This window comes from Rhizobium sp. GR12 (genome assembly GCF_036596185.1).
Classification (GTDB): domain Bacteria; phylum Pseudomonadota; class Alphaproteobacteria; order Rhizobiales; family Rhizobiaceae; genus Agrobacterium; species Agrobacterium nepotum.
On sequence record NZ_JASXTH010000020.1, the window covers coordinates 26,710 to 50,910 of the forward strand.

General features: G+C 60.4%; 26 protein-coding genes. 17 read left to right on the plus strand and 9 right to left on the minus strand.

Annotation, left to right across the window (positions count from 1 at the left end; translation table 11 throughout):
* The first annotated feature begins 53 nt into the window (after positions 1-53).
* From QSK43_RS25155 to QSK43_RS25185, 7 genes are all read left to right on the plus strand, one after another.
* On the plus strand, positions 54-419 hold the full coding sequence (locus tag QSK43_RS25155) for an AtpZ/AtpI family protein (protein ID WP_332305756.1): 366 nt from the start codon (positions 54-56) through the stop codon (positions 417-419).
* Between the two features lie 61 nt (positions 420-480).
* Positions 481-1,230, plus strand: coding sequence for a F0F1 ATP synthase subunit A (locus QSK43_RS25160; protein WP_332305757.1), 750 nt, complete (start codon positions 481-483; stop codon positions 1,228-1,230).
* A 73-nt stretch (positions 1,231-1,303) separates the two neighbouring features.
* Positions 1,304-1,531 carry a F0F1 ATP synthase subunit C gene (locus QSK43_RS25165; RefSeq protein WP_003494147.1) on the plus strand — a complete coding sequence of 76 codons (228 nt, stop codon included), beginning with the start codon at positions 1,304-1,306 and terminating at the stop codon, positions 1,529-1,531.
* Positions 1,532-1,611: 80 nt separating this feature from the next.
* Complete coding sequence (locus QSK43_RS25170; RefSeq protein WP_332305758.1) at positions 1,612-2,253, plus strand: F0F1 ATP synthase subunit B; 642 nt, start codon at positions 1,612-1,614, stop codon at positions 2,251-2,253.
* A 1-nt stretch (position 2,254) separates the two neighbouring features.
* Positions 2,255-2,740 (plus strand): F0F1 ATP synthase subunit B, encoded by a 486-nt coding sequence (locus tag QSK43_RS25175; RefSeq protein ID WP_045020918.1) that lies wholly within the window; start codon positions 2,255-2,257, stop codon positions 2,738-2,740.
* A gap of 338 nt (positions 2,741-3,078) precedes the next feature.
* Positions 3,079-3,717 carry a CatB-related O-acetyltransferase gene (locus QSK43_RS25180; RefSeq protein WP_332305759.1) on the plus strand — a complete coding sequence of 213 codons (639 nt, stop codon included), beginning with the start codon at positions 3,079-3,081 and terminating at the stop codon, positions 3,715-3,717.
* Between the two features lie 140 nt (positions 3,718-3,857).
* Complete coding sequence (locus tag QSK43_RS25185) at positions 3,858-4,451, plus strand: GNAT family N-acetyltransferase (protein ID WP_045021159.1); 594 nt, start codon at positions 3,858-3,860, stop codon at positions 4,449-4,451.
* Between the two features lie 152 nt (positions 4,452-4,603).
* Here the strand turns inward: QSK43_RS25185 and QSK43_RS25190 are convergent, their stop codons facing one another.
* A complete protein-coding gene (locus QSK43_RS25190) occupies positions 4,604-5,257 on the minus strand; it encodes a ribonuclease HII (RefSeq protein ID WP_332305760.1) in 654 nt (217 codons plus the stop codon).
* A 337-nt stretch (positions 5,258-5,594) separates the two neighbouring features.
* The gene (locus QSK43_RS25195; RefSeq protein ID WP_332305761.1) at positions 5,595-6,752 is read right to left on the minus strand and encodes a PA0069 family radical SAM protein; all 1,158 of its coding nucleotides are present in this window, start codon (positions 6,750-6,752) and stop codon (positions 5,595-5,597) included.
* Positions 6,753-6,953: 201 nt separating this feature from the next.
* Here QSK43_RS25195 and QSK43_RS25200 point away from each other — a divergent pair, with 201 nt between their 5' ends.
* On the plus strand, positions 6,954-7,472 hold the full coding sequence (locus QSK43_RS25200; RefSeq protein ID WP_045021161.1) for a glycosyl transferase: 519 nt from the start codon (positions 6,954-6,956) through the stop codon (positions 7,470-7,472).
* A gap of 26 nt (positions 7,473-7,498) precedes the next feature.
* Here the strand turns inward: QSK43_RS25200 and QSK43_RS25205 are convergent, their stop codons facing one another.
* The 3 genes from QSK43_RS25205 to QSK43_RS25215 all read right to left on the minus strand — a co-directional run bounded on the left by QSK43_RS25205 (position 7,499) and on the right by QSK43_RS25215 (position 10,632).
* Positions 7,499-8,932, minus strand: coding sequence for an FAD-binding oxidoreductase (locus QSK43_RS25205; protein ID WP_332305762.1), 1,434 nt, complete (start codon positions 8,930-8,932; stop codon positions 7,499-7,501).
* A 48-nt stretch (positions 8,933-8,980) separates the two neighbouring features.
* A complete protein-coding gene (locus tag QSK43_RS25210) occupies positions 8,981-9,958 on the minus strand; it encodes an L-threonylcarbamoyladenylate synthase (RefSeq protein WP_332305763.1) in 978 nt (325 codons plus the stop codon).
* 65 nt (positions 9,959-10,023) lie between these two features.
* Positions 10,024-10,632: a DUF6656 family protein gene (locus QSK43_RS25215; protein ID WP_045020927.1), complete on the minus strand. Its 609-nt coding sequence runs from the start codon at positions 10,630-10,632 to the stop codon at positions 10,024-10,026.
* 332 nt (positions 10,633-10,964) lie between these two features.
* Here QSK43_RS25215 and QSK43_RS25220 point away from each other — a divergent pair, with 332 nt between their 5' ends.
* The 4 genes from QSK43_RS25220 (at position 10,965) to QSK43_RS25235 (ending at position 14,711) form a co-directional block, all read left to right on the plus strand.
* A complete protein-coding gene (locus tag QSK43_RS25220) occupies positions 10,965-12,209 on the plus strand; it encodes an aromatic ring-hydroxylating oxygenase subunit alpha (RefSeq protein WP_332305764.1) in 1,245 nt (414 codons plus the stop codon).
* Between the two features lie 7 nt (positions 12,210-12,216).
* A complete protein-coding gene (locus tag QSK43_RS25225; RefSeq protein WP_332305765.1) occupies positions 12,217-13,299 on the plus strand; it encodes a hybrid-cluster NAD(P)-dependent oxidoreductase in 1,083 nt (360 codons plus the stop codon).
* Between the two features lie 189 nt (positions 13,300-13,488).
* Positions 13,489-13,953 carry a BA14K family protein gene (locus QSK43_RS25230; protein WP_045020932.1) on the plus strand — a complete coding sequence of 155 codons (465 nt, stop codon included), beginning with the start codon at positions 13,489-13,491 and terminating at the stop codon, positions 13,951-13,953.
* Between the two features lie 224 nt (positions 13,954-14,177).
* Positions 14,178-14,711: a BA14K family protein gene (locus QSK43_RS25235; protein WP_332305766.1), complete on the plus strand. Its 534-nt coding sequence runs from the start codon at positions 14,178-14,180 to the stop codon at positions 14,709-14,711.
* A gap of 58 nt (positions 14,712-14,769) precedes the next feature.
* Here the strand turns inward: QSK43_RS25235 and QSK43_RS25240 are convergent, their stop codons facing one another.
* Positions 14,770-15,765 carry a transporter gene (locus QSK43_RS25240; RefSeq protein WP_045020937.1) on the minus strand — a complete coding sequence of 332 codons (996 nt, stop codon included), beginning with the start codon at positions 15,763-15,765 and terminating at the stop codon, positions 14,770-14,772.
* 222 nt (positions 15,766-15,987) lie between these two features.
* Between QSK43_RS25240 and QSK43_RS25245 the strand changes: the two genes are divergently transcribed.
* From QSK43_RS25245 to QSK43_RS25255, 3 genes are all read left to right on the plus strand, one after another.
* A complete protein-coding gene (locus QSK43_RS25245) occupies positions 15,988-17,772 on the plus strand; it encodes an acyl-CoA dehydrogenase (protein ID WP_332305767.1) in 1,785 nt (594 codons plus the stop codon).
* Between the two features lie 10 nt (positions 17,773-17,782).
* On the plus strand, positions 17,783-18,541 hold the full coding sequence (locus QSK43_RS25250) for a crotonase/enoyl-CoA hydratase family protein (protein WP_332305768.1): 759 nt from the start codon (positions 17,783-17,785) through the stop codon (positions 18,539-18,541).
* 154 nt (positions 18,542-18,695) lie between these two features.
* Positions 18,696-19,010, plus strand: a complete 315-nt coding sequence (locus tag QSK43_RS25255) for a hypothetical protein (RefSeq protein ID WP_332305769.1) — start codon at positions 18,696-18,698, stop codon at positions 19,008-19,010.
* Here the strand turns inward: QSK43_RS25255 and QSK43_RS25260 are convergent, their stop codons facing one another.
* Both QSK43_RS25260 and QSK43_RS25265 read right to left on the minus strand, forming a co-directional pair.
* Entirely contained in the window at positions 19,011-20,261 is a 1,251-nt protein-coding gene (locus QSK43_RS25260; RefSeq protein ID WP_332305770.1) for a class I SAM-dependent RNA methyltransferase, read from the minus strand.
* A complete protein-coding gene (locus QSK43_RS25265) occupies positions 20,258-21,010 on the minus strand; it encodes a TlyA family RNA methyltransferase (protein ID WP_332305771.1) in 753 nt (250 codons plus the stop codon). Before QSK43_RS25265 ends, QSK43_RS25260 begins: the two co-directional genes overlap by 4 nt.
* 278 nt (positions 21,011-21,288) lie before the next feature.
* On the opposite strand from QSK43_RS25265, the gene QSK43_RS25270 reads away from it, so the two are divergent.
* Positions 21,289-23,310, plus strand: a complete 2,022-nt coding sequence (locus QSK43_RS25270; RefSeq protein WP_332305772.1) for a methyl-accepting chemotaxis protein — start codon at positions 21,289-21,291, stop codon at positions 23,308-23,310.
* Between the two features lie 147 nt (positions 23,311-23,457).
* Entirely contained in the window at positions 23,458-23,841 is a 384-nt protein-coding gene (locus tag QSK43_RS25275; protein ID WP_332305773.1) for an ACT domain-containing protein, read from the plus strand.
* A gap of 26 nt (positions 23,842-23,867) precedes the next feature.
* Here QSK43_RS25275 and QSK43_RS25280 read toward each other — a convergent pair whose 3' ends face one another.
* The gene (locus QSK43_RS25280; RefSeq protein WP_045020957.1) at positions 23,868-24,200 is read right to left on the minus strand and encodes a putative quinol monooxygenase; all 333 of its coding nucleotides are present in this window, start codon (positions 24,198-24,200) and stop codon (positions 23,868-23,870) included.
* Position 24,201: the final 1 nt, after the last annotated feature.

The following is a 24,201-nucleotide window of genomic DNA, read 5'->3' on the forward strand; positions in this document are numbered from 1 at the left end:
ACTCCAAAGGGTTCTGGCATGGCTGGAACGGAGAAAATGGGTGGGATTCTAGGATGACTGGCAACCGTGACGATAGTCTGGACGAGCGTCGCAAGCGCCTTGCCGAAGAGTTGGCAAAGGTGAAGGCGGAGGATGAGGCGGAAGTGAGGGCGGAGACCAACGCTGCGGAAAACCGGAAAGGTTTTGCGATGGCGGTGAAGCTCTCATCGGAGTTCATTTCGGCCATCGTGGTCGGCGCTATGCTGGGTTATCTTCTGGACTATTTTGTCGGCACGACGCCGTGGGGGATGATCGTTCTTCTCCTTCTCGGTTTCTGCGCAGGCGTATTGAATGTGTTGCGCTCCACGGGCGCGGTGGCCAAGCCGCCGCTGCTGGAGAAGGCGGACAAACGAGACGAGGGTGGAAAAAGCGGCGTTTAAGCTGTTTTTTCTTGCAGTTGAGATGCCGCGCGGGCGCGGCGACAGGTAAAGAGGGCAGCCGGTGGCAAACGATCCGACCCATCAGTTCTTGGTGCAGCCGATCATTCCGATCGAAATTGGCGGCGTCGATTTTTCCTTCACCAATGCGTCGCTTTTCATGGTCGCGACCGTGGCCGCCGCTTCCGGTTTCCTTTATTTCGCAACGTCGAGCCGCGGTCTGATCCCGACCCGCATGCAGTCCGTTGCCGAAATGTCCTATGAATTCATCGCTTCCATGCTGCGCGAAGGCGCCGGCAAGAAGGGCATGGTGTTCTTCCCGTTCGTCTTTTCGCTGTTCATGTTCGTGCTGACGGCGAACCTTCTCGGCATGTTCCCGTATTTCTTTACGGTCACCAGCCAGATCATCGTCACCTTCGCGCTTGCCTGCCTCGTCATCGGCACGGTCATCGTTTATGGCTTCTACAAGCACGGCCTGCATTTCTTCGGCATCTTCGCCCCTTCGGGTGTGCCGAAGGCGCTTTTGCCGCTTGTCGCGTCAATTGAAATGATTTCGTTCCTGTCGCGCCCGATCAGCCTTTCCGTTCGTCTCTTCGCGAACATGCTGGCCGGCCACATCACGCTCAAGGTTTTCGCAGGCTTCGTCGCCTCCATGGGTGCGCTCGGCGCGCTCGGTATCGGCGGTGCTGTCCTGCCTCTCATCATGACGGTCGCAATGACCGCTCTCGAATTTCTCGTTGCCTTCCTGCAGGCTTATGTGTTCGCGGTACTGACTTGCATGTACCTGAACGACGCCGTGCATGGTGGTCACTGAGAAGTAAAGTCGCTGGCCCCGGTAACGGGCGCCAAAAAATAGCCGCAACAACCTATATCTCAAGGAGTCTCACATGGAAGCGGAAGCAGCAAAGTACATCGGCGCAGGTCTCGCATGCCTCGGCATGGCTGGTACGTCCCTCGCACTCGGCCGTATCTTCGGTGATTACCTCTCCGGCGCACTGCGCAACCCCTCTGCTGCCGACAGCCAGTTCGGCCGTCTGGTATTCGGCTTCGCCGTTACGGAAGCTCTGGGCATCTTCTCGCTGCTCGTTGCTCTTCTTCTCCTGTTCGCTGTCTAATACCAGCATCAGGTCTGGATCACGGCTCGCGCAACAGCGTGCCGTGATCCTTCGCATTTGCAGTCCCCCTGGAGGTGAGCATGTTCGTGACCGAGGCTTATGCCCAGTCAGCACCGACCGTAGGTGAAACGCATACGGAAACTCCGGCCGTCGGCCAGCCGCAGCCGGAAGCCACGCACACGGAAACCGGTGTAGCGCACGGCGCTGAACACGGTGCTTCCGGCGTTTTCCCGCCGTTCGACCAGTCTACTTATGCATCGCAGGTCCTGTGGCTGGCGATTACGTTCGGCCTTTTCTATCTGCTTATGCAGAAGGTCATCGTTCCTCGCGTCGGCGGCATTCTCGAAAACCGTCATGGACGCATCGCACAGGATCTCGACGAAGCGGCACGGCTGAAAACCGAAGCCGACGCAGCCGTCGAAACCTATGAAAAAGAACTCGCGGCAGCCCGCGCCAAGGCAAGCTCGATAGGCTCCGCGGCACGTGACGCCGCCAAGGCGAAAGCCGATGCCGACCGCGCTGCGATCGAGGCAGGACTTGCTGAAAAGCTTGCCGCCGCCGAAAAGCGCATTGCGGACGTCAAGGAACAGGCATTTGCCGATGTCGGCGCGATCGCCGAGGAAACCGCGACCGCGATCGTTGACCAGCTGGTCGGCGCCAAGGTCAAGGATACCGACGTCAAGGCCGCCATTGCCGCCGCTTCGACTGTGAAGGGAGCCTGATATGGCGTTTGATGCATCATTTTTCGCTCTCGTCGGCCTTATCCTTTTCTTTGTCCTGATCGCCTATCTCAAGGTTCCGGGCATGCTCTCCAAGTCTCTGGACGAGCGCGCGCAGAACATTCAGGACGAGTTGGCCGAAGCCAAGCGCCTGCGTGAAGAGGCCCAGCACCTGTTGGCCGAATATCAGCGCAAGCGTAAGGAAGCCGAAGCGGAAGCAGCCGGCATCGTTGCTGCTGCCGAGCGTGAAGCCGCCGCGTTTACGGCCGAAGCCAAGCAGAAGACGGAAGAATTCGTCGTCCGCCGCACGGCCTTGTCGGAACAGAAGATCAAGCAGGCCGAAGAAGACGCCATCGGCGCCGTTCGCGCCGCAGCCGTGGATATCGCCATTGCAGCTTCCGAGAAGCTCATTGCCGAAAAGACCACCGCTGCCGCAAAAGCCAAACTTTTCGCCAACACCATCGGCGAAGTGAAGTCGAAGCTGAACTAAGCTCATCATCGGACTATTCAAAACCCCTCCGGCGAAAGCCGCGAGGGGTTTTTTGTTTGAGTTGATGAAGCTGATTAGAGATGCGGTGCCGGGGGTGGGGACTGGCACCCCTTTGGTTATAGTGTTTTCAATTCAATCGCGTCGATTGCAGAGTGGGAACGCGGAAGCCTCCGACCCCAGAGGTTTAGACATCAAAATTATTCATTGGGGTGATACCCGGCCCATGATGGATTTCCCAGCTCGGAGACACTAGCCTCGTTGCCACAAAGTCACCCGCGTATATCAACGGGATGCTGCTTCGGTGCGGCTGGCTAACAGTATGCTTGAAAAGGTTCTCCATGGCTCTTCTCGACGCAAATGCCATATATCCGATCACCTTGCCCGATGGGACTGTATATAGGGACACGGTGTATCTGAAGAATGTCATAGATCATCCGCGCATGGAGATCGGGGATTTCAGCTACTACACGCATTCTGGAAAGCCCGAAGACACAGCCGTGACTTTGGCACCTTATCTCGGTCACGGCGTTCGCGAACGGCTAGTGATCGGCAAGTTTGTCCAGATTGCGAGAGGAAGCTACTTCATTACCAGCTCTGCAAACCATCCGATGACTGGCTTCACCACCTATCCGTTTCGTATCTTCAAACCCGAGACCTTTGGTTACAAAGACCTGCCTTTTAAGGACACGGTTGTAAATCACGACGTATGGATCGGCCAGAACGCGGCAATTATGCCGGGTGTCCACATAGGTTCGGGCGCTATTGTCGCTGCCGCTTCGGTCGTTGCCCGGGACGTACCGCCCTATGCAGTTGTCGGAGGAAATCCGGCATCTATTATCCGAATGCGTTATTCCAGCGAAGTCATCAGCGAGCTGCTTCATCTCGCTTGGTGGGACTGGCCGATAGATAAAATCGAAGCCAATCTGGCAGCACTGAGCAGCGGTGACATGGCCGCACTCAGGCTAGTTGGAGGATGAATGTCGGGCGTTCCCAGCGCTCGTATTGAGCGAATTGCGGTCATTGTTCGCAGCGGAAAACGACCTATTTAGAGACCATGCAAAACGGTCGCTTTCATCGAGCTTTCGGCGGTGGGGCAAGCCATCAGATTGGATACTTGATGCAATTTCAAAGACTAGACGCACCGCTCTCGACAGACCGCCTTATCCTGCGTGAATTCAGGATAGGTGATTTTCCCGACTATGCAGCCTACCATTCTCTGCAAGAGGTTTATCGTTATCTATATGCCGCACCTCCGATAGGAGATGACTTGCAAGAGCAATTTTTGAAGATACTGGACGCACCATTCGAGCGTGACAGCGACACCTATCGATTGGCCGTCGAGCGGGAGAATGACAAGGCGCTGATCGGTGAAGTCCTGTTGAAGCTGGCGAGCTTGGATGCGATGCAAGGAGAGGTTGGATACATTTTCAATCCCGCCTTCGCCGGAAATGGATATGCGACGGAAGCGGTTGCGGCGATGATCGACGCAGGCTTCTCCTCGTTCGGATTTCACCGAATTTTCGCGCGACTGGATGCGGCAAACGCGGGTTCGGTCGGTGTGGTGGAGCGCCTGGGATTGCGTCGAGAAGCGCATTTGATCCAGAATGATCGCTTCAGAGACGTTTGGGGAGACGAGTACATCTATGCCGTTCTTGCTACGGAATGGAAATCGCGCGCCACCCCACCTTTTGCAGCATCACGGAAGCCCTAATTTACGACAATCCGATCTTTCCCAGAAACTGCTCGGGAACGCTCGTCGCTACCCACGCCGAAGTTGGAGCTACTTAACGGATTTGGCAGTGTCAACGACCGCTATGGGCCAATAACGGAAGTTATGGCCGGACCTCCATTGCCTCGCCGCAATCAATCCCGCTTCAGCGGCCGAAAGCTCATCCTGTGCAGCGGGCAGGGGCCTTCGCTTTCGATGGCGCGTAGATGCGCCGGTGTGCCGTAGCCGACATGGCCTTCGAAGCCGTAGCGTGTATGCACTGTGCTCGCCCGCTCCATCATCCGGTCGCGCGTCACCTTGGCGATGATCGAGGCGGCGGCGATGGAGAGGGAGCGGGAATCGCCCTTGATGACGGCCTTGGCCTCGCAGGCGATACCGGGCGGCTTGTCGCGTCCGTCGGCGAGCACGAGGGCGGGGGAGGTTTCGAGACCAAGCACGGCGCGGCGCATGGCGTCGAGGCTGGCGCGCAGAATATTCATGGTGTCGATCAGGCCGGGGCCAGAGGAGGCGACGGAAACGATCGACGTTTCCATGATCTGCAGAAACAGGCTTTCGCGTTTCAGCTTGGTCAGCTTCTTGGAATCGTCGAGGCCCTTTGGAATATTGTCGGGATCGAGAATGACCGCCGCCGCAACGACCGGTCCCGCAAGCGGACCCCGGCCAGCCTCATCCGTGCCGGCCACGGGCCAGAGGCCCTTCTTTTTCGCTTCCAGTTCGAAGGAGAAATCCGGGCCGGTATCGGCAAGATCAAAGAGGGCAGGAGAATCGGGTGCGGTGCTGCGTTTCATGCGGCAGAAACTCGCACACACACCCGATCTCCTGCAAGCCCCCGGAAGCGGGCGATGACGGGCGCGGCCGGCCGGTCAAGGGGCGTGGCCGACCGTGCCCCTTAGGTCGTCATGACCTTTGATCCTCCAACGGGGCGGCGGAGGAAAAACGATCGCACGCGAGGCGGCGGGTTCCGGGGGGTGATGTCCGGCGGGCCAGGGAAAACCCGCCGGGCATTTCGTCAAAAGCATGGCCCTATCGAGAGGACAGGGCCGCCACTCTTTATTGGTCAGCACCGCTCGTTATCGGCTGCGCGCGTGGTGCCGCGCCCTCGATCGAACAAGCGGGGCGATATTTTCAAAGCAGCGACAATTGCACCCCTGCGCCACCAGGCGGCACGAAGAGATCGTCGCGCAGGTGAATGCCGCGGCGGATGAGGCCAAGCCGTTTTGTCGTCATTTCGAAACGCCTGCCGATCTGCCAGGCATAGGGACCCGCACCCTTCATGCGTTTTCCGAATTCTGCGTCGTAATCCTTGCCGTCGCGCATGGAGCGGACCAGCGACATGACGTGCCGGTAGCGGTCCGGGTAGTTGCGCAGCAGCCAGTCGCGGAAGAGCGGGCTGACCTCCAGCGGCAGGCGCAGCAGTACATAAGAAGCCTCGCTGGCACCGGCGGCCTTGCCGGCCTCCAGAACCCGTTCGATCTCATGATCGTTGAGCGCGGGAATGACAGGCGCCATCATCACCGCAACGGGAATGCCGGCATCGGTCAGTGTCTTGATGGCTTCCAGGCGTTTGTCTGGCGTGGCGGCGCGCGGTTCCATGCTGCGTGCCAGCTTGCGATCCAGCGTCGTCACGGAAATAGCCACCTTGGCGAGCCCCTTTTTGGCCATGGGCGCCAGAATGTCGATATCGCGTCGGATCAGGGCCGATTTGGTGACGATGGCGACGGGGTGGTCGGCCTTTGCCAGAACTTCCAGTATCTGCCGCATGATGCGCCATTCGCGTTCGATCGGCTGGTAGGGGTCGGTATTGGTGCCGATGGCGATCACGCGCGGCTTGTAGCCCGGTTTCGAAAGCTCCCTTTCCAGCAATTTGGCCGCATCCGGTTTGGCAAACAGCTTCGCCTCGAAATCCAGCCCCGCCGAAAGCCCCATATAGCTGTGCGTAGGACGGGCGAAACAATAGATGCAGCCATGCTCACAGCCGCGATAGGGATTGATGGAACGGTCGAACGGAATGTCGGGCGATTCGTTGCTGCTGATGATGCTGCGCGGCTTTTCCACCTGCACCTCGGTGCGGAACTCAGGCAGCTCCTCCAGGGTTTGCCAGCCATCGTCGAAAACCTCACGCTGCAGCGCCTCGAAGCGTCCGCCCGGATTAATTCCGGCACCACGCCCGCGACGGCGGTCGATCTCGATCCGCAGGCCCGAGGCATCGGCCAGCGCATTGGCAATGTCAGGCGTATGGCTCGGCTGGAAGGCAGCCTGCCCCGAAAGCGTATGGTCTCTCATCTGGATGCTCCCAGGGCGCCGCGCGCCTCTCAAGACACGTTCAACGCCCTAAACCGTTTCCGTTCGAACCGGCGTTTCATCGCCTCTTCGAATGATTAAATTCCTACAGCAGGAATGAGAACATTACAAGAACAAAAATCGTGAATTATCTCGCAACGGGCGGAGTGGCAATTTATTGTGCGATGCGTTAGAGCTATGCATATGTTGACAGTCATAATGGAATGCCGGGATCAGGAACCGGAACTGGCGCACACGCTGTCTGCGCTTGTAACCGGGGCCGTGGAAGGGCTTGTAAGCGATGTGGTGATCCTCGATCACGGTTCGCGCGATGGGTCGTCGCGCGTCGCCGACGCCGCTGGCTGCCGTTTTTATGTGCAGTGGGACATTGAGGATGTCATACGTTCGGCGCGCGGACACTGGATCCTGCTGGTCGAACCCGGCGCCCGTCCACAGAGCGGCTGGATCGAGGAAATATTGGAATATGTGGCGGTGTGTGCAGAGCCCGCACGTTTCTCGCCTTCCCGTTATCACAAGCGGCCGTTTTTCAGCCGTATAGTGCGCCGTCAGCCTCCCCTGGAGTGCGGTTACCTGATGCCGAAGAAACATGCGGTGGCGATCGCCAAATCCGGCATGGGCCTGACGCAACTCGTGCACGCGCAAAAACCGCGCCGCCTGAATGCGGAACTGGTTCCGGCCTGGACGGCCCGGCCTTCCAATTAACCTGTCACGATGACGATGCCGCCAGCCTAACGGGCGGCGAGCACTTTGCCGGGGTTCATGATGCCGGCAGGGTCGAAGGCGTGTTTGATCCGCCGCATCAATTCCATTTCGATACCGGGCCGGATGGCGGCCAGTTCGTCGCGCTTTAGCTGGCCGATGCCGTGTTCGGCCGAAATCGAGCCGCCGAGCGACAGCACAATGCCGTGCACGATCTCGTTCATATCCCGCCAACGGCCGATGAATTCGGCTTTGTCCGCACCAACAGGCTGGGAAATATTGTAATGGATGTTGCCGTCGCCGAGATGACCGAAGGCGCAGATGCGGGCGCCCGGAATGGCCGCGAGAACAGCCTTTTCCGCCGTGGCCATGAATTCCGGTATTTTTGACACCGGAACGGAAACATCGTGCTTGATCGACCCGCCTTCCGGTTTCTGCGCATCGGACATGCTTTCGCGCATGTGCCAGAGCGCCTGCCGCTGCGCCTCCGATGCGGCGATCACCGCATCCTCGACCAGCCCGGCCTCAAAACCGCGCTCCAGCAAAGATTGCATCATCGTTTCGGCCGTCTCTTCCGAATCGGAGGTGGAAATATCGATGAGCGCATACCAGTCATGCGGCTTTTCCAGTGGATCGCGCACGCCGGGAATATGTTTCGCGGTGAATTCGACACCGATGCGCGGCATCAGTTCGAAGCCGGTCAGTGCCGTGCCGCAAAGGTTCGAGGCCATTTCGAGCAGTTTCAGCGCGTCCTCAGTGGAGCCAAGCCCCGCAAAAGCCACCTGGTGTCCGAGCGGCACGGGGAAAAGCTTCAGCACCGCGCCGGTGATGACGCCGAGCGTGCCCTCCGAGCCGATGAAGAGATCGCGCAGGTCGTAGCCGGTATTGTCCTTTTTCAGCCGGCGCAGCCCGTTCCAGATTTCGCCGGTCGGCAGCACCACTTCCAGCCCGAGGCATAGCTGGCGCATATTGCCGTAAGCCAGAACGGCGGTGCCGCCGGCATTGGTGGCGAGGTTGCCGCCGATACGGCAGGACCCTTGCGAGCCGAGCGAGAGTGGGAACATCCGCTCCACGGTCGATGCAGCCTTGTGAATATCGTCGAGAATGCAGCCGGCATCCGCCACGATGGTATTGGCGACCGGATCGATATCGCGGATGCGGTTCATGCGTTCGAGCGAGAGGATGATGTCGGTTCCGTCGGCACGCGGCGTCTGGCCGCCCACAAGGCCGGTATTGCCGGTCTGCGGCACGATGGGCGTGCCGGTCTCGCTCGCAAGCTTCAGGATGGCTGCAACCTCCTCGACCGTGCCGGGCTTGATGAGCAGCGGCGAGGCGCCACGATAAAGCCCGCGATTTTCGACGAGACGTGGCGCCATTTCCGCAGCGTCGCGCACCGCGTTCTTCTCGCCGACGATGGCGGTGAAGCGGTCGAGGGTATCGGAAGTGGCGGCGGCAATGGTCATGGGTGTCTCGCTGTCATTTGAAACGGTGGGCGAAATGGTGGAGTGCCGTCAGCCTCTCGGCGCGGCGGCGCGGGAAAGGCGGTCGTTGATCGCCTCTCCGAGACCATGGGCGGGAATGGTTGTGATCGCGATTGACGCAGCACCGCTCGCATCGGCGGCTTTCAGGTAATCGAACAGATTGGCGGCTGCCTCGGCGAGGTTGCCGGAAGGGCTGAGGTCGAGAACGGCGCGGGCCGCCTCTTCGCCAGCAACGGCGATGCCGCCGAACCGGATCAGCGCCTCGCCGGGAGAAACGGATGTGGCGTCAAGGCGGACAGTGGCGCCGGGCGCATAATGCGAGGCGAGCATTCCGGGCGCCTCGATGGCGGCGGATGCCTTTTCCAGCCTCTCCAGCCGCGTGCTGGCTATGCGCTCGATCTCCTCGGTGACGATGCCGCCGGGCCGAAGCAACCGCACGCGCCCGTCCTCCTCCACCTTGACGATGGTGGATTCAACGCCGACGGATGCAGCACCACCATCGAGAATGAGGTTGATCCTCTGACCGAGATCAGCCTCGACATGGGCGGCACTCGTCGGGCTGATCTTGCCGGAACTGTTGGCGCTGGGGGCGGCCAGCGGCTTGCCGAACCGGCGGATCAGATCACCGGCAAAACCCTGAGGCACGCGGATGCCGACGGTGTCGAGCCCCGCTGTCGCGAGCGAGTGGATGCCGCTTGCCGGTTTCAGCGGCAAAACCAGCGTCAGCGGGCCGGGCCAGAAGGCTTCCGCAAGCTTCCGCGACACGGGATCGAAAGTGGCATAACGCTCGGCCATGGCGGTATCGGCCATATGGCAGATCAGCGGATTGAACTGCGGACGGCCTTTGGTTTCGTAAATACGGGTGATAGCCGCCGGATCGGTGGCGTCGGCAGCAAGGCCGTAGACGGTTTCGGTGGGCAGGGCGATGGGCTGGCCGCGGGAAAGCTCCTCTGCGGCCGCTTGCAAGGCGGTTTCCCGCTCGTTTTCGATATCTATATGACGCGCCATGGTGCTGCCTTTCAGGGCGGTCAATAGCGTATTTCGGGCGGGTATGGAAAGCGCTATCGCGGCTTTTATATCGCCTTGATGATCTTGCGCATCTCTTCCGAGCGCGTGCCGAGCATAAGCACGTTTTTCAGGGCCACGCGCGGGTCGTGGGTCTGGAACAGCAGGCCGCTGCGATGGAAGGAGGTATCGATGGCGATTTCCCGGTTGGGAAGGGCGTTGATGGCGACGGCGAAATACATCCGGGAATAGCGCGGATCGATGTTTTCGAAGAAGTTTTCAGACCCGCTCAGCTCGGCGAAGAAATTCGCGAAATAGAAGGACCAGAGTACGTGGCGCTCGGCATCGAAACTGGTCTTCGCCGCCGTGACATGGCAATAGCCAAGATGCGGCCGGTCGTCGAGCAAATGGGGAAAGACCATCTTGGGAAAACGGATGGACTGGTGAAAGCCGTTGAGACGGCCATGGGTGGAATCGGCGGCGGCCTCGAGCTTACGCCCGGTCATCGCCGCCACTTCCTCATGGCTGTAATAGACGCGATCCTTCGGCAGCCAGCGTTCTTCGTAGCGGCTGATGCGCCCGGTCCGCAGGAAATCCGAATGCGCGGTTTTGGACCGTATCGGCGCGACCGAATGTTTGCCCGCATCGAAATAACGTATGCGTGTCGCCTTCTCCACCCGGAACGCCCTCGTTGCTGTCGGTCAGGCAATGTAATTTAGGGCTCGTTAAAACTCCGTTGCGCCGTAACCCCTGTTTTTTGACGGGTAGAGAGCGTCCCGCGCGACATTGCGTGTCATATTGCGACGTGGTTGCGGGTGCGCAATAGCTGCCGGATTTCGCAGCGGAATGGCGTGTGGCGGCCATTTGCGCATGTCGCAATTTGTCGCCAATGCGGAAGCCGATGTCGCTGTCTGCGCTGCTGCAAATACCCGCCGGTGTTTAGATGGGATCATACTTCCGCAGCCCCGTAAATGGTGTGGGGCAGGGCGGTTTGATCGAGGATTTGGCCATGGAATTGCGTGATACCGTATTGCGCCAGCTGAAGAACCGCCGCGAAGGTTTCAGCCTGGAACAGCCCTTCTACACGGACCCGGATTATTTCCAGCTGGATATGGAAACGATCTGGTATCGCGACTGGCTGTTCGCCGGCCACGATTGCGAGGTGCCGAAGGCCGGTAACTACATCACCCTTCAGGTCGGGGCCTATTCCGTCATCATCATTCGCGGTCGCGATGGACAAATTCGCGCCCTCCATAATTCCTGTCGCCATCGCGGTTCCCGCGTCTGCGCCGCGCAGAAGGGCCAGTCCGCCCGCCTCGTCTGTCCCTATCACCAGTGGACCTACGATCTGGATGGCAAGCTGCTGTTCGCCCGCCATATGGGCGATGATTTCAACAAGGCTGAATTCGGCCTGAAGCCAGTCCACTGCGAAACCGTTGCCGGTTACGTCTTCATTTGCCTGGCCGATCAGCCTGCCGATTTCGCGCCCATGCGCGTCGAGGTCGAAAGCTACATGGCCCCGCACCGCATCGGGGAAGCCAAGGTCGCGCATGAAAGCACGATCATCGAAAAGGGCAACTGGAAGCTCGTCTGGGAAAACAACCGCGAGTGCTACCATTGCGCCGCGAACCACCCGGAACTCTGCCGCACTTATCCTGAAAACCCGAGTGTGACGGGAACGGACGGTGGTGCGAGCGATCCGGAAATCGGCGGCCACTGGGCACGCTGCGAGGCCGCCGGCCTGCCGAGCCGTTTCAAGATCGATCCGAAGGGTCAGTTCCGTGTCGCCCGCATGCCGCTGATCGGCGAGGCGGAAAGCTACACCATGTCCGGCAAACGCGCCGTGCGCCGGCCGCTGTCTGAAGATGTGAGCATCAGCCATATCGGCGCGCTGCTCCTGTTCCATTATCCGACGACCTGGAACCACTTCCTCGGCGACCACACCATTTCCTTCCGCGTGCTGCCGCTGAGCGCCAACGAAACCATGGTCACCACCAAATGGCTGGTGCACAAGGATGCGGTGGAAGGCGTGGATTACGATCTGGAGGACCTCACCCACGTCTGGAACGAGACCAACGATCAGGACCGCCGTATCGTCGAGGAAAACGCCTTCGGCATCCGTTCGCCCGCTTACCAGCCCGGCCCCTATTCCATGGAAGACGAGGGTGGCGTGATGCAGTTCGTCAACTGGTATACCGATTTCATGGTCGATCGGCTGTCGGGCGACAAGGCCCGGCTTTCGGCAGTAGCGTGACGCGAAGATGAATATGGCTGTGACCTACAAGCACATAGATGAGATGAAGCCGTGGAGCGACAAGCTTCACCTCTTGGAATGCATTTCAGTGACGCCCGAGACGCCTGACGTGATGACATTCCTGTTCCGCTCCGAGGATCAGAACTGGTTCCGATATCTGCCGGGCCAGTTCGTGACGCTGGAATTGCCGGTGGGGACGGAGCTGCTCTATCGAACCTATACATTGTCGTCCAGCCCGTCGCGGCCCTACGCCCTGTCGGTCACGGTCAAGGCGCAGGCCACCAGCATCGGCACGCGCTGGATGTTCAATAATCTGAAGCCCGGCATGAAAATCCGGGCGCTCGGTCCGCTCGGCGATTTCTCCTACGTGCGGCATCCGGGTGAGAAATATCTGTTCATCTCGGCCGGTTCCGGCGTTACGCCGATGATGTCGATGGTGCGCGACATGAGCGACCGTGCGCCGCAAAGTGACATCGCCTTCATCAATTGTTCGCGTTCGCCATCCGACATCGTGTTCCGTCACGAGCTTGAATATCTCGCCCGCTTCATGCCGAAACTGTCGCTCGGTTTCATCGTGGAGAATTGCGGCCGCACCGATCTCTGGTCCGGCCTGAAGGGCATGGTCGACAAGGCCAAGATCGCGCTTCTCACCCCGGATTTCATGGACCGCACCGTTTTCTGTTGCGGGCCGGGGCCTTTCATGGCTGCCATCAGCTCCATGCTGGATGCTTCCGGCTTCGACATGAGCCGCTACCATCAGGAAAGCTTTTCTCCGGCCGCCCCCGTTGCAGTGGGTGAAAGCATTCACACCGCTGCGGATGGTGAGGCGCTGTCGATGGTGGGTTTCACGCTGTCCGGCAAGGAAGTGCCGTGCCAGCCCGGCCAGACGGTTCTGATGACGGCGCGCGCCGCCGGCGTCCGCATCGGTGCCGCCTGCGAATCGGGGATTTGCGGCACCTGCCGGGTGCTGAAGCTTTCCGGCGAAGTGGAGATGAACCACAATGGCGGCATTCTCGATGATGAAATCGAGGAAGGCTATATTCTTGCCTGTTGTTCGCGGCCCTTGACCGATGTGAAAGTGGAAGCCTGACAGGCGGACACCCTCTTCATCTCCTTGTCCTGAAACCCATTTTTTGTTTGGGAACCAATCTTCCTTGAACGCGTTTGCATCGCGTTGAATTCTTTTCGGGTGTTTTAAATGGGGGCTGACCCATATCTCCGACAAGAGTGAGTGGGTGAAAGCGCGGCTCAACACGCGCTGAGCAAACGGAGGAAGATCATGATGAATATCCGGAGAACGAGTGTCGCCACGGCGATCGTCCTGTTCCTGACAAGCTTTACGCCGTCGCAGGCGTTCCAGGCGCCTGTTCCGATGCCGAAGCCGGCGATCACGGCTGACAATGTTGTGCCGGTGCAGTACCGCGAATGGGACCGCCGAGGCGACCGCAGGTATGGGGACCGGATGTATCGTCCGCGCCCGCCGCGTGACGGCTACTATAATGGCCATCGCGGCTATCGCGACCGCCGTCCGGGCTACCGTTATCATAATGGAATGTGGTTCCCGCTGGCAGCCTTTGCAGCAGGTGCGATCATCGGCGGTGCCGTGTCGCAGCCGAGGCCGGCCTATGGCGGCAGCCATGTCTCCTGGTGTCAGAACCGCTGGCGCTCGTATCGCGCCTACGACAATAGCTACCAGCCGAGTAACGGTCCGCGCCGGGTGTGCGTGTCGCCCTACAGCCGTTAAGGACGGTTTTCGAAAGCCCGGATCTGATCCGGGCTTTTGCTTTCAGGAGGCCGATTTCGATAAACGAAGCGTGACAACGCCGTTAATGCTGGGTTCAGGCACAACCGCCTAGCCTGTATCCTGTAAAGTTGCAGCCAGAACCTACAAACTGGCCGAACGAGAAGAAAAAGATGTTATTATTCACGCGTAACGGCCTGTTGACCGTCGTGAATGGAGGAAGTCAGATGAGAAGCTATGTGAAGAATATCCTGGCTGTCGGTCTTTCTGCGATCGTGGTTGCAGGAGCGATCGTTCCCGCTGAGGCAATGCCATTGTCGATGGCGCCGAAGAGCGTCGAGACCGCAGGCAACGACGCCAGCCAGAACATCGTGAATGTGCAATATTGGCGTGAACGTCGCGGTGACTGGGGCGGTCGTGGTGACTGGGGTGATCGTCGCGGCTGGTATGGCGGCCATCGTGGTTATCGCGATTACCGTCCAGGCTATCGCCACCATGACGGCTACTGGTTCCCGCTCGCAGCCTTTGCGACGGGCGCGATCATCGGCGGCGCCCTGTCGCAGCCGCGTGAGGTCTACCGGCCGGTGCCGGAATATCGTCCGCGCCCGGTCTATCGCGAGTACCGCCCAGTCCGCCGTGGCGGCATGAGCCAGTCGCATGTGAACTGGTGCTATGGTCGCTATCGTTCCTACGATGCCTATAGCAACACGTTCCAGCCCTACCACGGCCCACGCCAGCCCTGCTATTCGCCCTACAGCTGATAGAAGGACGAATTGAACCGACAAGAGCCGTCCGGCGATCCGGGCGGCTTTTTTGTTGTCAGAGAATGCGCGCCCTTTTCAGCACGAACCAGGCAAGCATGACCGAAATCACGATGAAGATGCTGGCCGAAAGCGTGCCGCCTGTGCCGACCGTAAATGGCAGCTCATCCGTATTCATGCCGAAGAAACCCGTCACCAGCGATGGTGGCAGCAGGAACGCCGTCATCAGCGACAGGATATAAAGGTGTCGGTTGGTCTCGGACGAGAGTTTGGAATCGATTTCCTCGTGCAGCAGTCTTGCGCGCTCCTGTAAGGCGTAGACGTCGTGATCGACAGCCTCGAGGCGGCTCATCAACCGTGAGGCGACATCCTCGAAACCATCGGGCATCTCGTCCTCATTGGCGGCGGAGGCCCGGCGCATCAGGGTCAGCACGGTGCGCAGATGCCGGTGCAGGCGCACGACCGTTCGCCTGAGCGGCGCAAGACGCCGCCGCTCGTCACGGTTCTCGCTGTCATAGACCATATCCTCGATGGCGTTCAGCTCCTCGGTCGTTTCAATCACGAGGCTGATGAGCGAACGCTGGAATTCCGCGACAAGGCCCTCGAAGACATGGGCGGGTGTGAGATAGCGGTTGGAATTCTTGTCGACCGCCGCTTTCAGTCGGTCCACCGAGCGCAGCGGCTGCAAGCGGGTGGTAATGATGAAACGGTCGCTCACCGCGAAATGCAGCCATCCGAAATCGCGCGTCTCCTGATCGAATTCCCGCTGGAAATCGACCAGCGTGCCATAGAGCGATTTTTCATCCACCGTGATGGAGGGATGTGTCTCATGGGTGGTGAGACTTGCCAGCGCCGCCGGATCGAGGCCATCGATCGTCTCGAGAAAGGCGGTCACCCGTTGATCCGCGAGATTGAGATGCAGCCAGAAGAACCCCTCGCATTCGGCCATCTCGCCGAAGCCCTCATCGGGCGCAAGCCGTCTGCACGGCGCTGTTCCGGGGTGGAATTGATAGGCCCAGACAAGACCGGGAATAGCGGGCGTTATGAGATCCATCGTGGCAGTCCTGACCGGCGAAATGGGAGAGGGAGACGTCCGTCGCCCCAAGACGGGAACGGCAGCGGTGGCACGGCACCTATCAGCGCATGCTGAGCAAATTCACATGACAGTTTTATAACAATCCCGCTGAAAAGCCGGGAATTTTCAAATTGACGTTTACGTAAAAATCATTTAGCCCGAAGAACAGCACGATAGGCAAAAGCTTCGGGAGGAGGCAGCATGTATACCGCGCCGGTGGACGATATCGCCTTTACACTCAAACATGTGGCGGGTCTTCAAGATGCGCTTGCGAAGGGTGCGCTGGGGGATCTCGGTGAAGATGTCGTGGACGCCATTTTGCAGGAAGCGGGCCGTTTTGCCACCGAGCAGGTTGCGCCGCTTGCCGATATAGGCGACCGCCAGGGTGCGCGCCTGAGCGACGACAAGGTCACGACGCCGGATGGCTGGGCCGATCTTTACCGGCGCTGGGCTGAGGCCGGCTGGAACAGCCTGACCGCACCGGAAGAATTCGGCGGTCAGAACCTGCCGCATATGCTGAATGTCGCGGCGCTCGAAATGTGGAACTCCGGTTCCATGGCTTTCGCGCTGGCGCCGACGCTGACCATGGGGGCTGTCGAAGCCCTGGTCGCCCACGGGAGCAACGATCTCAAGCGCACCTATCTTCCAAAACTCGTCTCCGGCGAATGGACCGGCACGATGAACCTCACCGAACCGCATGCGGGGTCGGACCTTGGCGTCCTGAAGAGCCGGGCTGAACGCAATGGCGACGGCACCTACCGCATCTTCGGACAGAAGATTTTCATTACCTGGGGCGAACACGACGCGGCGGACAATATCATCCACCTCGTTCTCGCGCGCCTGCCGGATGCGCCTGCGGGCACGCGCGGCATCTCGCTGTTCCTCGTGCCGAAATTCCTGCCGGACGACGATGGTACGCCGGGCAGCCGCAACGACGTCTTCTGCCATTCGCTGGAACACAAGCTCGGCATTCACGGTTCGCCCACCTGCACGATGATCTTCGGAGACGGCAGGTTCGGCGAAGAGAAGGGTGCCTTGGGCTGGCTGATCGGCGAGGAGAACAAGGGTCTCGCCTGCATGTTCACCATGATGAACAATGCCCGCCTTGCTGTCGGCATGCAGGGCGTGGCGATCTGCGAGGCGGCCACCCAGAAGGCAATCGAATACGCCAAAGAGCGCACGCAGGGCAAGGCGCCGGGTTGGCAGGGTTCCGGCATGAGCCCGATCATTGAGCATCCGGATATCGCCAGAACGCTGTTGACGATGAAGGCGCTGACGCAAGGATCGCGCGCCATCTCCTTCAGCTGCGCCCACGCCATCGATATGGCGCATGCTGCCGAAGATACGGCCGAGCGCGCCCACTGGCAGGAGCGCGCAGCACTTTTGACGCCGATCGCCAAATCCTTCTCCACCGATGCCGGTGTCGATGTCGCTTCCATGGGCATTCAGGTGCATGGCGGCATGGGCTTCATCGAGGAGACCGGGGCTGCGCGTTACCTGCGGGACGCGCGCATCGCGCCGATCTACGAGGGCACCAACGGCATTCAGGCCATCGATCTTGTGGTGCGCAAGCTGTCGCTTTCCGATGGCGCGCAAGTGCGCGGCTTCATCACTGAGCTGCGTGAAATCGCCACCCGGACAGCGGCCTCGAACCGCGTCGATCTCGGCGAAACGGCTCGTTATCTGGAAACAAGCCTCACCGATCTGGAAACCGCGACCGACTGGCTGTTGCAACGTCTGAAGGCGGGCGAAACCGAGACAGCGCTTGCCGGCGCGACACCCTATCAGCGTCTCTTCGGGCTGGCGCTCGCCGGGGCCTATCTCGCCAAGGGCGCATTGGTCTCCGTGGATGACGGCAGGGGTGCGCAGCGCGCTTCGCTCTGCCGGTTTGCGGCGGAAAACCTGCTGGCGGAAACGGCGGCGCTCAAAGACCGCGTCATTGCCGGGGCGGCAAGCCTTGCGGCTGCCCGCGTCGTGCTGGATTAAGGAGAAAGCCATGTCGGACGATCATATTCTCGTCGAGCGGGTCGGTCATGCGCCTGACGTTCTGACCATCCGCTTCAACCGGCCGGAAAAGAAAAACGCCATTACCGATGCGATGTATCTGCGCATGGCTGACGCCTTGCAGGCCGCCAATGCGGATCCGGATATTCGTGTTGTCGCTTTTCTCGGCACGGAAGGCTGCTTTTCCGCTGGCAACGACATGGCCGATTTCCTCGCCTTCGCCATGTCGGGCGCAAAGGGCAAGCTTGCGGTGCTCGATCTTCTGAAGGCGCTGGCGACCTTCGAAAAACCGCTGGTTTCCGGTGTAGACGGGCTGGCCATCGGCATCGGCACGACGCTGAACCTGCATTGCGATCTGACCGTCGCCTCCAACCGCAGCCTGTTCAAGACGCCTTTCGTGGATCTGGCGCTGGTGCCGGAAGCCGCGTCCAGCTTGCTTGCGCCAAAGCTGATCGGCCATCAGCGCGCCTTTGCGTTGCTGGCCATGGGCGAGGGTTTTTCCGCCGAACAGGCGTTGCACGCCGGAATGATCTGGAAAGTCGTGGCCCCGGAACATGTCGAAAGCGAAACGCTGGCGCTCGCCACCCGGCTTGCCGCAAAGCCGCAGCAGGCGCTGAAGATCGCCCGCGATCTCGTGCGCGGCAACCCGCAGGAGGTGCTCGCCCGCATCGACGAGGAAGCCCGTCATTTCATCACACAATTGCAAAGCGCCGAAGCGCGCGCCGCCTTCGAGGCATTCATGCGCCGTTAAGCGTTCGCGCAGCAATCAGTCCGACTTTTTGTGAAGCAGGCGGCAGCGTTGAAATTTGAAGGCCGCTGTGCTTGTGAAGGTGGATTATGTATGGTCGATCAAACTGGTCCGGCAAAGACGGATCGCACAAACTCTCCGTCCGAAGGCCACCCGCATGCGTCACTTCGTTTTCGCCCTGACCATTTTTCTCTCCGCCGCAACCGTTGCAGAGGCGGCGGCGATTGCGCCTTTGCCGGGTTCGAGCAACAACGTCATTCTGGCGCAGTCGACGCAAGACGATAGTCCGAACTACTATTCCGGCAATTCCCGCGATCGCCAGCGCCGCGCGCGCTTCGTTTGCGTCATCACGCCTCCGGAAAGCGCCAATCGCCGCCGGCCCTATGTCTGCCCGATCGAGCAAGGTCGCGTCGGCGGCAGCTGCCGCTGCTCGGGCGTGGTCGGCAACGGCACGGTCGATACGGCCTGGTGATTATTTCTCCAGCATCGCTACGGCTTCCACATGCGGCGACCACAGGAACTGATCGACCGGCGTGACGCGCGTGACGCGATAACCGCCCTCCACCAGAATGGCGAGGTCGCGGGCAAGCGTTAGCGGATTGCAGCTGACGGCGACGATTTTCTTAACCGTGCTGCGGGCAAGTTCCTTGCACTGGAATTCCGCACCGGCGCGTGGCGGATCGAACACGACAGCGTCGTAATTCTTCAATTCGCTCGTCATCAGCGGGCGGCGGAAGAGATCGCGTCTCTCGATGCTGACGGGTTTCACGCCCTGCGTGTTGCGGGCCGCGAAATCCAGCGCCTTCAGCGGCTTGTCCTCCGCCTCCACCGCATGCACGCGGCCGACGCGGGCCAGCCGGAGCGCAAACGTGCCGGAACCGCAGAAAAGATCGGCAATGCGTTTGGATTTGCCGACATGGGCGAGCACCAGTTCGGCCATTGCGTCTTCGGCCTGTTTCGTCGCTTGCGTGAAACCGCCGGCCGGCGGCGACACGGTGATGCCGCCAAATTCGATGATCGGCTTTTGCGGTTCGATCAGGATTTCGCCTGATAGCGAGACGCGGGCGATGCCGCGCATGGCCAGCACCGTTTCCGTCAACATGCGCCGCTGCTTGTCGCCAACGGATTTGATGCCGTCGACGGAGATATCGAGACCCGAGAGCGTTTCAAGAACGGCGATGCGGAACGGTTCCGCATTCGATGAAACGGAAAGGCCGATGGTGCGGATGGCATCCAGCCGCGACACGATGCCGGGCGAGGTGACGGGACATTCCTCGATGGCGACGATGTGATGGCTGTTTGCCTGGCTGAAGCCGAGCAGCAGACCCTTTTCCGTCCTGCGGGCGGCAAACACCGCGCGGCGGCGCTCGCCGGGGCGACAGATGACGAGATCATCGACATCAGGGGTAAGCCCCTTCGATTTCAGCGCCGAAACCACCAGTTCCCGCTTGAAGACGTGATAGGGCTGGTCGGCCAGATGCTGCAACGAACAGCCGCCGCAGGTGCCGTGGACGCCCTCGGGGCCGAAGTGGCGGCAGGCGGGCTCGCGGCGGTCTGCCGAGGCTTCCGCAATGGACATGATCGTGCCGGTATCCTTGACCCTGGCAATGGCCACGGTTTCTCCGGGCAGGGCGAAGGGCACGTAGACCGGACCGTCGGGACAGTGCGCAATGCCGTCGCCCTGGGCGCCGAGGCTCTTGATGCTGACGGTCTGTGCGCTCATGGCTTTTCGCCCCCGAGAAGAAATTCGACATTGCCATCGCCGCCGGAAATCGGCGAGGGGATGAGACCGAGGCTTTTCCAGCCCATGTCTTCCGTCAGCCAGCGTTCCAGCTCGGCGGCGACGGCTGGCGCCGTTTCCGGCTCTTTGAGCAGCCCGGCCTTGCTGATGGCGTCGCGTCCCGCCTCGAATTGCGGCTTGACCAGCAGAACCGCGAGAGCGCCGGAGACGGCAAGCGCGAGCGCCGGGGCAAGCGCAAGCTTTATGGAAATGAAGGACACGTCGGAGACGATGAAGTCCACGGGACGGTCATCGATGTCGTCGGTGGTCAGGTAACGCGCGTTGAGCCCTTCCAGATTGGTCACGCGCGGATCGTTCTCGATCCTTGGGTGCATCTGCCCGTGGCCGACATCAATGGAGGTGACATGTTTTGCGCCGCGATGCAGCAGCACCTCGGTGAAGCCGCCGGTGGAGGCGCCGACATCGAGACATTCATGGTCCTTCGGATCGAGCCCGAAGTGATCGAGCGCGGCCGTGAGCTTGAGGGCTGCGCGGGAAACATAGGCCTGCGCCGGATCGGTAATAGTGATCTTGACGTTTGCGGCAACGGTCTGACTTGGCTTGGTGGCGGTTTTCCCGTTGATATTCACGGTGCCGCGCGCAATCGCGTCGCGCGCGCGCGAGCGGCTGGCAAAGTGGCCGAGCGAAACAAGAAGCTGGTCAAGCCGTTCATTTTCAGGTGTTTTGGACATAATCCTGTCAATGACCGCCAAACCCCGGAGATGCAAGCAATTTATCGTCAAAACCGCCCGGCGATGCCCTCCGGCCGCGAATAGGATCACGAATGCGACGTCCCCGCAAACGGTAAGCGCGATTAATCCAATATAAAGGCTTGTACTGCACTTTGTCCGCAAGGCCCGTGCGGCCAGTCGGAACCTGCCATGACGGCATCTCCCCCATTCCCAAAAAATTGCGACCGCTGCAGCGCAGACGCTTGCTTCGAGGCATCGGGTCGCCGAGAGAGTTTGCGATGTCGCTTAAAAACTTCCCCATCAACATAAAGCTCATAGTCACCTTCTGTGCCTTGATGGGCGTGTGCCTGCTCGCCTCCGCGGTCGTCTTCTGGCAGACGTTGGGGAGCGAGCGCGCCACGATCGAAAACAACAGGGCCAACACCATCATGCATGCGGTGGATGGAGCCACGGCCGCTATGCTGGAGCAGGCCGTCAACCAGCGCGGCTTCCTGCTGTTTCGCAGCGACAGCACCTATAATGACGTCTTTGCCCAGCGCGACCTGATGCTGAAGAAGCTCGACGAAGCCCGCGCGCTCGCCGCCGGTCAGCCGGAAATCGTGAAATCCATTAACGACATGCAGGCATCCGCCACCGTGTTCTTCAAGGAACTGGCGGAACCGCAGATCGCTGCACGCAAGACGACCGAAGCGCCGATTTTCGAAATCATCGAGATCGGCCGCAATCAGGCCAAGGGCCAGCTCGATGGGTTCCGCGCTTCTGCCGCCAAGATCAAGGACCAGCTGAACGGCTTGTCGGCAAGCTATGCCGCGCAGCAGGATGACGCCGCGCTCAACCTCAAGCTCGCGCTTGTGGGTGGCGGCGCCGTCGCCGGACTTCTCGCCGTCGCCCTCATCTTGGCGCTGTCGCGCTCGATCGTTACGCCGATCGTGGGCATGACGGCGGCGATGAGCAGGCTTGCCGATGGCGATATGACCACGGAAGTTCCGGCTCTCGACCGCAAGGACGAAGTCGGCAAGATGGCCAAGGCCGTTCTCGTCTTCAAGGAAGCCGGTCTGGAAAAATCCCGCCTTGCCGGCGAAACCGAGCGCATGCGCTCCGCAACCGAGACCGAACGCCGCCGCAACGAGGAAGAGAAGGCGCAGGACGAGGCCGCCAACGCCTTTGCGCGTGACGAGCTAGGCAAGGGCCTTGCTGCACTTGCCAATGGCGATCTCGCCTACCGGATCGAGACACCTTTCGCCTCTTACATCGATCCCATCCGCATCGACTTCAACAGCGCTGTTGAAAAGCTCCAGCAGGCGCTGCGCACGGTCGGCGAGAACGCGGCCGCGATCAACGCCGGCGCTGCGGAAATGCTGTCCGCCGCTGACGATCTTTCGCGCCGCACCGAACACCAGGCGGCCTCCATCGAGGAAACAGCCGCAGCGCTGGAAGAAGTCACCACCACGGTGCGCGACAGCGCCAAGGGCGCCGAGGATGCCGGCAGTCTGGTCCAGCGCGCCCGCACCGGTGCGGAAAAGTCGGGCGTCGTGGTGCGCAAGGCTGTCGCCGCCATGCGCGAGATCGAGAAGTCCTCGGGCGAGATCGGCAACATCATCGGCGTCATCGACGACATCGCCTTCCAGACCAACCTGCTTGCGCTGAATGCGGGCGTCGAAGCTGCCCGCGCCGGTGATGCCGGCAAGGGGTTTGCCGTCGTCGCGCAGGAAGTCCGCGAACTCGCCCAGCGTTCCGCCAATGCCGCCAAGGAAATCAAGACGCTGATCGGCGCTTCCAGCCGACAAGTGGAAAACGGCGTCAACCTCGTCGACGAGACCGGCAAGGCGCTGGAACTGATCGTTGCCGAAGTCGAGGAGATCAACACCCATGTCAGCGCCATCGTCGTCGCCGCCCGCGAGCAGGCGACTGGTTTGCAGGAAATCAACACGGCCGTGAACACCATGGATCAGGGCACGCAGCAGAATGCCGCGATGGTGGAGCAGCAGACCGCAGCCAGCCATTCTCTCGCCCGCGAGGCGGAAGCGCTCAATAGTCTGCTCGGCCAGTTCAAGATGGGTGGCGTCCGTGGCGCCGTCGCCAGCGCCGGCGGATATTCGGCATCCCGCCAGTCCTCGGCAAAACCCGCCTTCCAGCCCGCGCCAGCCGCGCCGGCCAGAAAAGCACCGGTGAAACCGGCCTCCGCAACCGCAAGACCAGTCGCGTCGCCTGCGCGTGCGCTCGGCCAAAGCCTCACCCGCGCCTTCGGTGGCGCTGCCGAAGCACCGGCCGCGAAGGATCAGGACTGGACGGAGTTCTGAGCTGGACTTGTCAGTATCGTTGCGTAAGAAAAAAGGGGTCCGCGAGGCCCCTTTTTGTTGTTCGGTTTTCAGGTCAAATAGGGCCGGTGCACAACCGCGCGTATCAGCAATCGCCCGCCGCAGTTTTTCAGAAAAGGTAATTTCTAGATGACAGCTCGCGTTAAATTACGAGTTTTGGACGGTGCATATGGGGTGGCCCGGCTTCAAGCGTCTGAAGCCATTCCGGCGTGGGCCGATGGCGGCGGGTTCGTCAGCATCAGCCGGACAGATGACGAACTTTCCATCGTCTGCCACGAAGAGCGCATCCCTCGGGATGTGCGATCTGATACCGGTTGGTCCTGTTTAAAGTTACAGGGTCCATTTGCCTTCGATGAAATGGGTATCGTCTTGTCCGTGATCGAGCCATTGTCGACCAATGAGATCGGAATATTTGTAGTTTCGACTTTCGATGGCGACCATCTGCTCGTGAAATCGAACGATCTGGAGAAAGCGCTCGATCTGCTGGCAAATGCGGGACATTCGCTCATTTAAGATCCATTAGCCGCGACGCTGATGCATTATGCGTTGGTGAGAGGATGATCTCGCGCGGCATGATCGGCCCGCATGGGGTGCCAGACGGAGATATCGCGTGGGGCATCCAGAAGATCGGGCAGGGCATCGTGCCAGGCCTGCCGATAGGGGCGATGTATCTGAACGTCGAGGACGTCCTGATGGTCGCTCCAGGTCTCGTGCAGCAGGAAGTGGTTTTCGTTGTCGCCGTCTCGATGCAGGGTCGCGTTCACAAAGGTGTTTTCGTGTCGCATGGCGTCGAGCAGCGCATTCAGCAATTCCAGAAAACGGTCGCGCTGGCCGGGGCGGACCTTGAAGCCGATGAGATAGGTGGTGTGCATG

What these genes read in the sequence shown, in the direction of transcription:
- QSK43_RS25170 (WP_332305758.1), top strand. Translation starts at nt 1,612, where the DNA reads ATGTTCGTGACCGAGGCTTATGCCCAGTCAGCACCGACCGTAGGTGAA.
- QSK43_RS25240 (WP_045020937.1), bottom strand. Translation starts at nt 15,765, where the DNA reads ATGGATCTCATAACGCCCGCTATTCCCGGTCTTGTCTGGGCCTATCAA.
- QSK43_RS25265 (WP_332305771.1), bottom strand. Translation starts at nt 21,010, where the DNA reads ATGTCCAAAACACCTGAAAATGAACGGCTTGACCAGCTTCTTGTTTCG.
- QSK43_RS25245 (WP_332305767.1), top strand. Translation starts at nt 15,988, where the DNA reads ATGTATACCGCGCCGGTGGACGATATCGCCTTTACACTCAAACATGTG.
- QSK43_RS25180 (WP_332305759.1), top strand. Translation starts at nt 3,079, where the DNA reads ATGGCTCTTCTCGACGCAAATGCCATATATCCGATCACCTTGCCCGAT.
- QSK43_RS25230 (WP_045020932.1), top strand. Translation starts at nt 13,489, where the DNA reads ATGATGAATATCCGGAGAACGAGTGTCGCCACGGCGATCGTCCTGTTC.
- QSK43_RS25260 (WP_332305770.1), bottom strand. Translation starts at nt 20,261, where the DNA reads ATGAGCGCACAGACCGTCAGCATCAAGAGCCTCGGCGCCCAGGGCGAC.
- QSK43_RS25185 (WP_045021159.1), top strand. Translation starts at nt 3,858, where the DNA reads ATGCAATTTCAAAGACTAGACGCACCGCTCTCGACAGACCGCCTTATC.
- QSK43_RS25175 (WP_045020918.1), top strand. Translation starts at nt 2,255, where the DNA reads ATGGCGTTTGATGCATCATTTTTCGCTCTCGTCGGCCTTATCCTTTTC.
- QSK43_RS25255 (WP_332305769.1), top strand. Translation starts at nt 18,696, where the DNA reads ATGCGTCACTTCGTTTTCGCCCTGACCATTTTTCTCTCCGCCGCAACC.
- QSK43_RS25220 (WP_332305764.1), top strand. Translation starts at nt 10,965, where the DNA reads ATGGAATTGCGTGATACCGTATTGCGCCAGCTGAAGAACCGCCGCGAA.
- QSK43_RS25270 (WP_332305772.1), top strand. Translation starts at nt 21,289, where the DNA reads ATGTCGCTTAAAAACTTCCCCATCAACATAAAGCTCATAGTCACCTTC.
- QSK43_RS25165 (WP_003494147.1), top strand. Translation starts at nt 1,304, where the DNA reads ATGGAAGCGGAAGCAGCAAAGTACATCGGCGCAGGTCTCGCATGCCTC.
- QSK43_RS25280 (WP_045020957.1), bottom strand. Translation starts at nt 24,200, where the DNA reads ATGCACACCACCTATCTCATCGGCTTCAAGGTCCGCCCCGGCCAGCGC.
- QSK43_RS25205 (WP_332305762.1), bottom strand. Translation starts at nt 8,932, where the DNA reads ATGACCATTGCCGCCGCCACTTCCGATACCCTCGACCGCTTCACCGCC.
- QSK43_RS25275 (WP_332305773.1), top strand. Translation starts at nt 23,458, where the DNA reads ATGACAGCTCGCGTTAAATTACGAGTTTTGGACGGTGCATATGGGGTG.
- QSK43_RS25195 (WP_332305761.1), bottom strand. Translation starts at nt 6,752, where the DNA reads ATGAGAGACCATACGCTTTCGGGGCAGGCTGCCTTCCAGCCGAGCCAT.
- QSK43_RS25225 (WP_332305765.1), top strand. Translation starts at nt 12,217, where the DNA reads ATGAATATGGCTGTGACCTACAAGCACATAGATGAGATGAAGCCGTGG.
- QSK43_RS25200 (WP_045021161.1), top strand. Translation starts at nt 6,954, where the DNA reads ATGTTGACAGTCATAATGGAATGCCGGGATCAGGAACCGGAACTGGCG.
- QSK43_RS25210 (WP_332305763.1), bottom strand. Translation starts at nt 9,958, where the DNA reads ATGGCGCGTCATATAGATATCGAAAACGAGCGGGAAACCGCCTTGCAA.
- QSK43_RS25235 (WP_332305766.1), top strand. Translation starts at nt 14,178, where the DNA reads ATGAGAAGCTATGTGAAGAATATCCTGGCTGTCGGTCTTTCTGCGATC.
- QSK43_RS25155 (WP_332305756.1), top strand. Translation starts at nt 54, where the DNA reads ATGACTGGCAACCGTGACGATAGTCTGGACGAGCGTCGCAAGCGCCTT.
- QSK43_RS25250 (WP_332305768.1), top strand. Translation starts at nt 17,783, where the DNA reads ATGTCGGACGATCATATTCTCGTCGAGCGGGTCGGTCATGCGCCTGAC.
- QSK43_RS25190 (WP_332305760.1), bottom strand. Translation starts at nt 5,257, where the DNA reads ATGAAACGCAGCACCGCACCCGATTCTCCTGCCCTCTTTGATCTTGCC.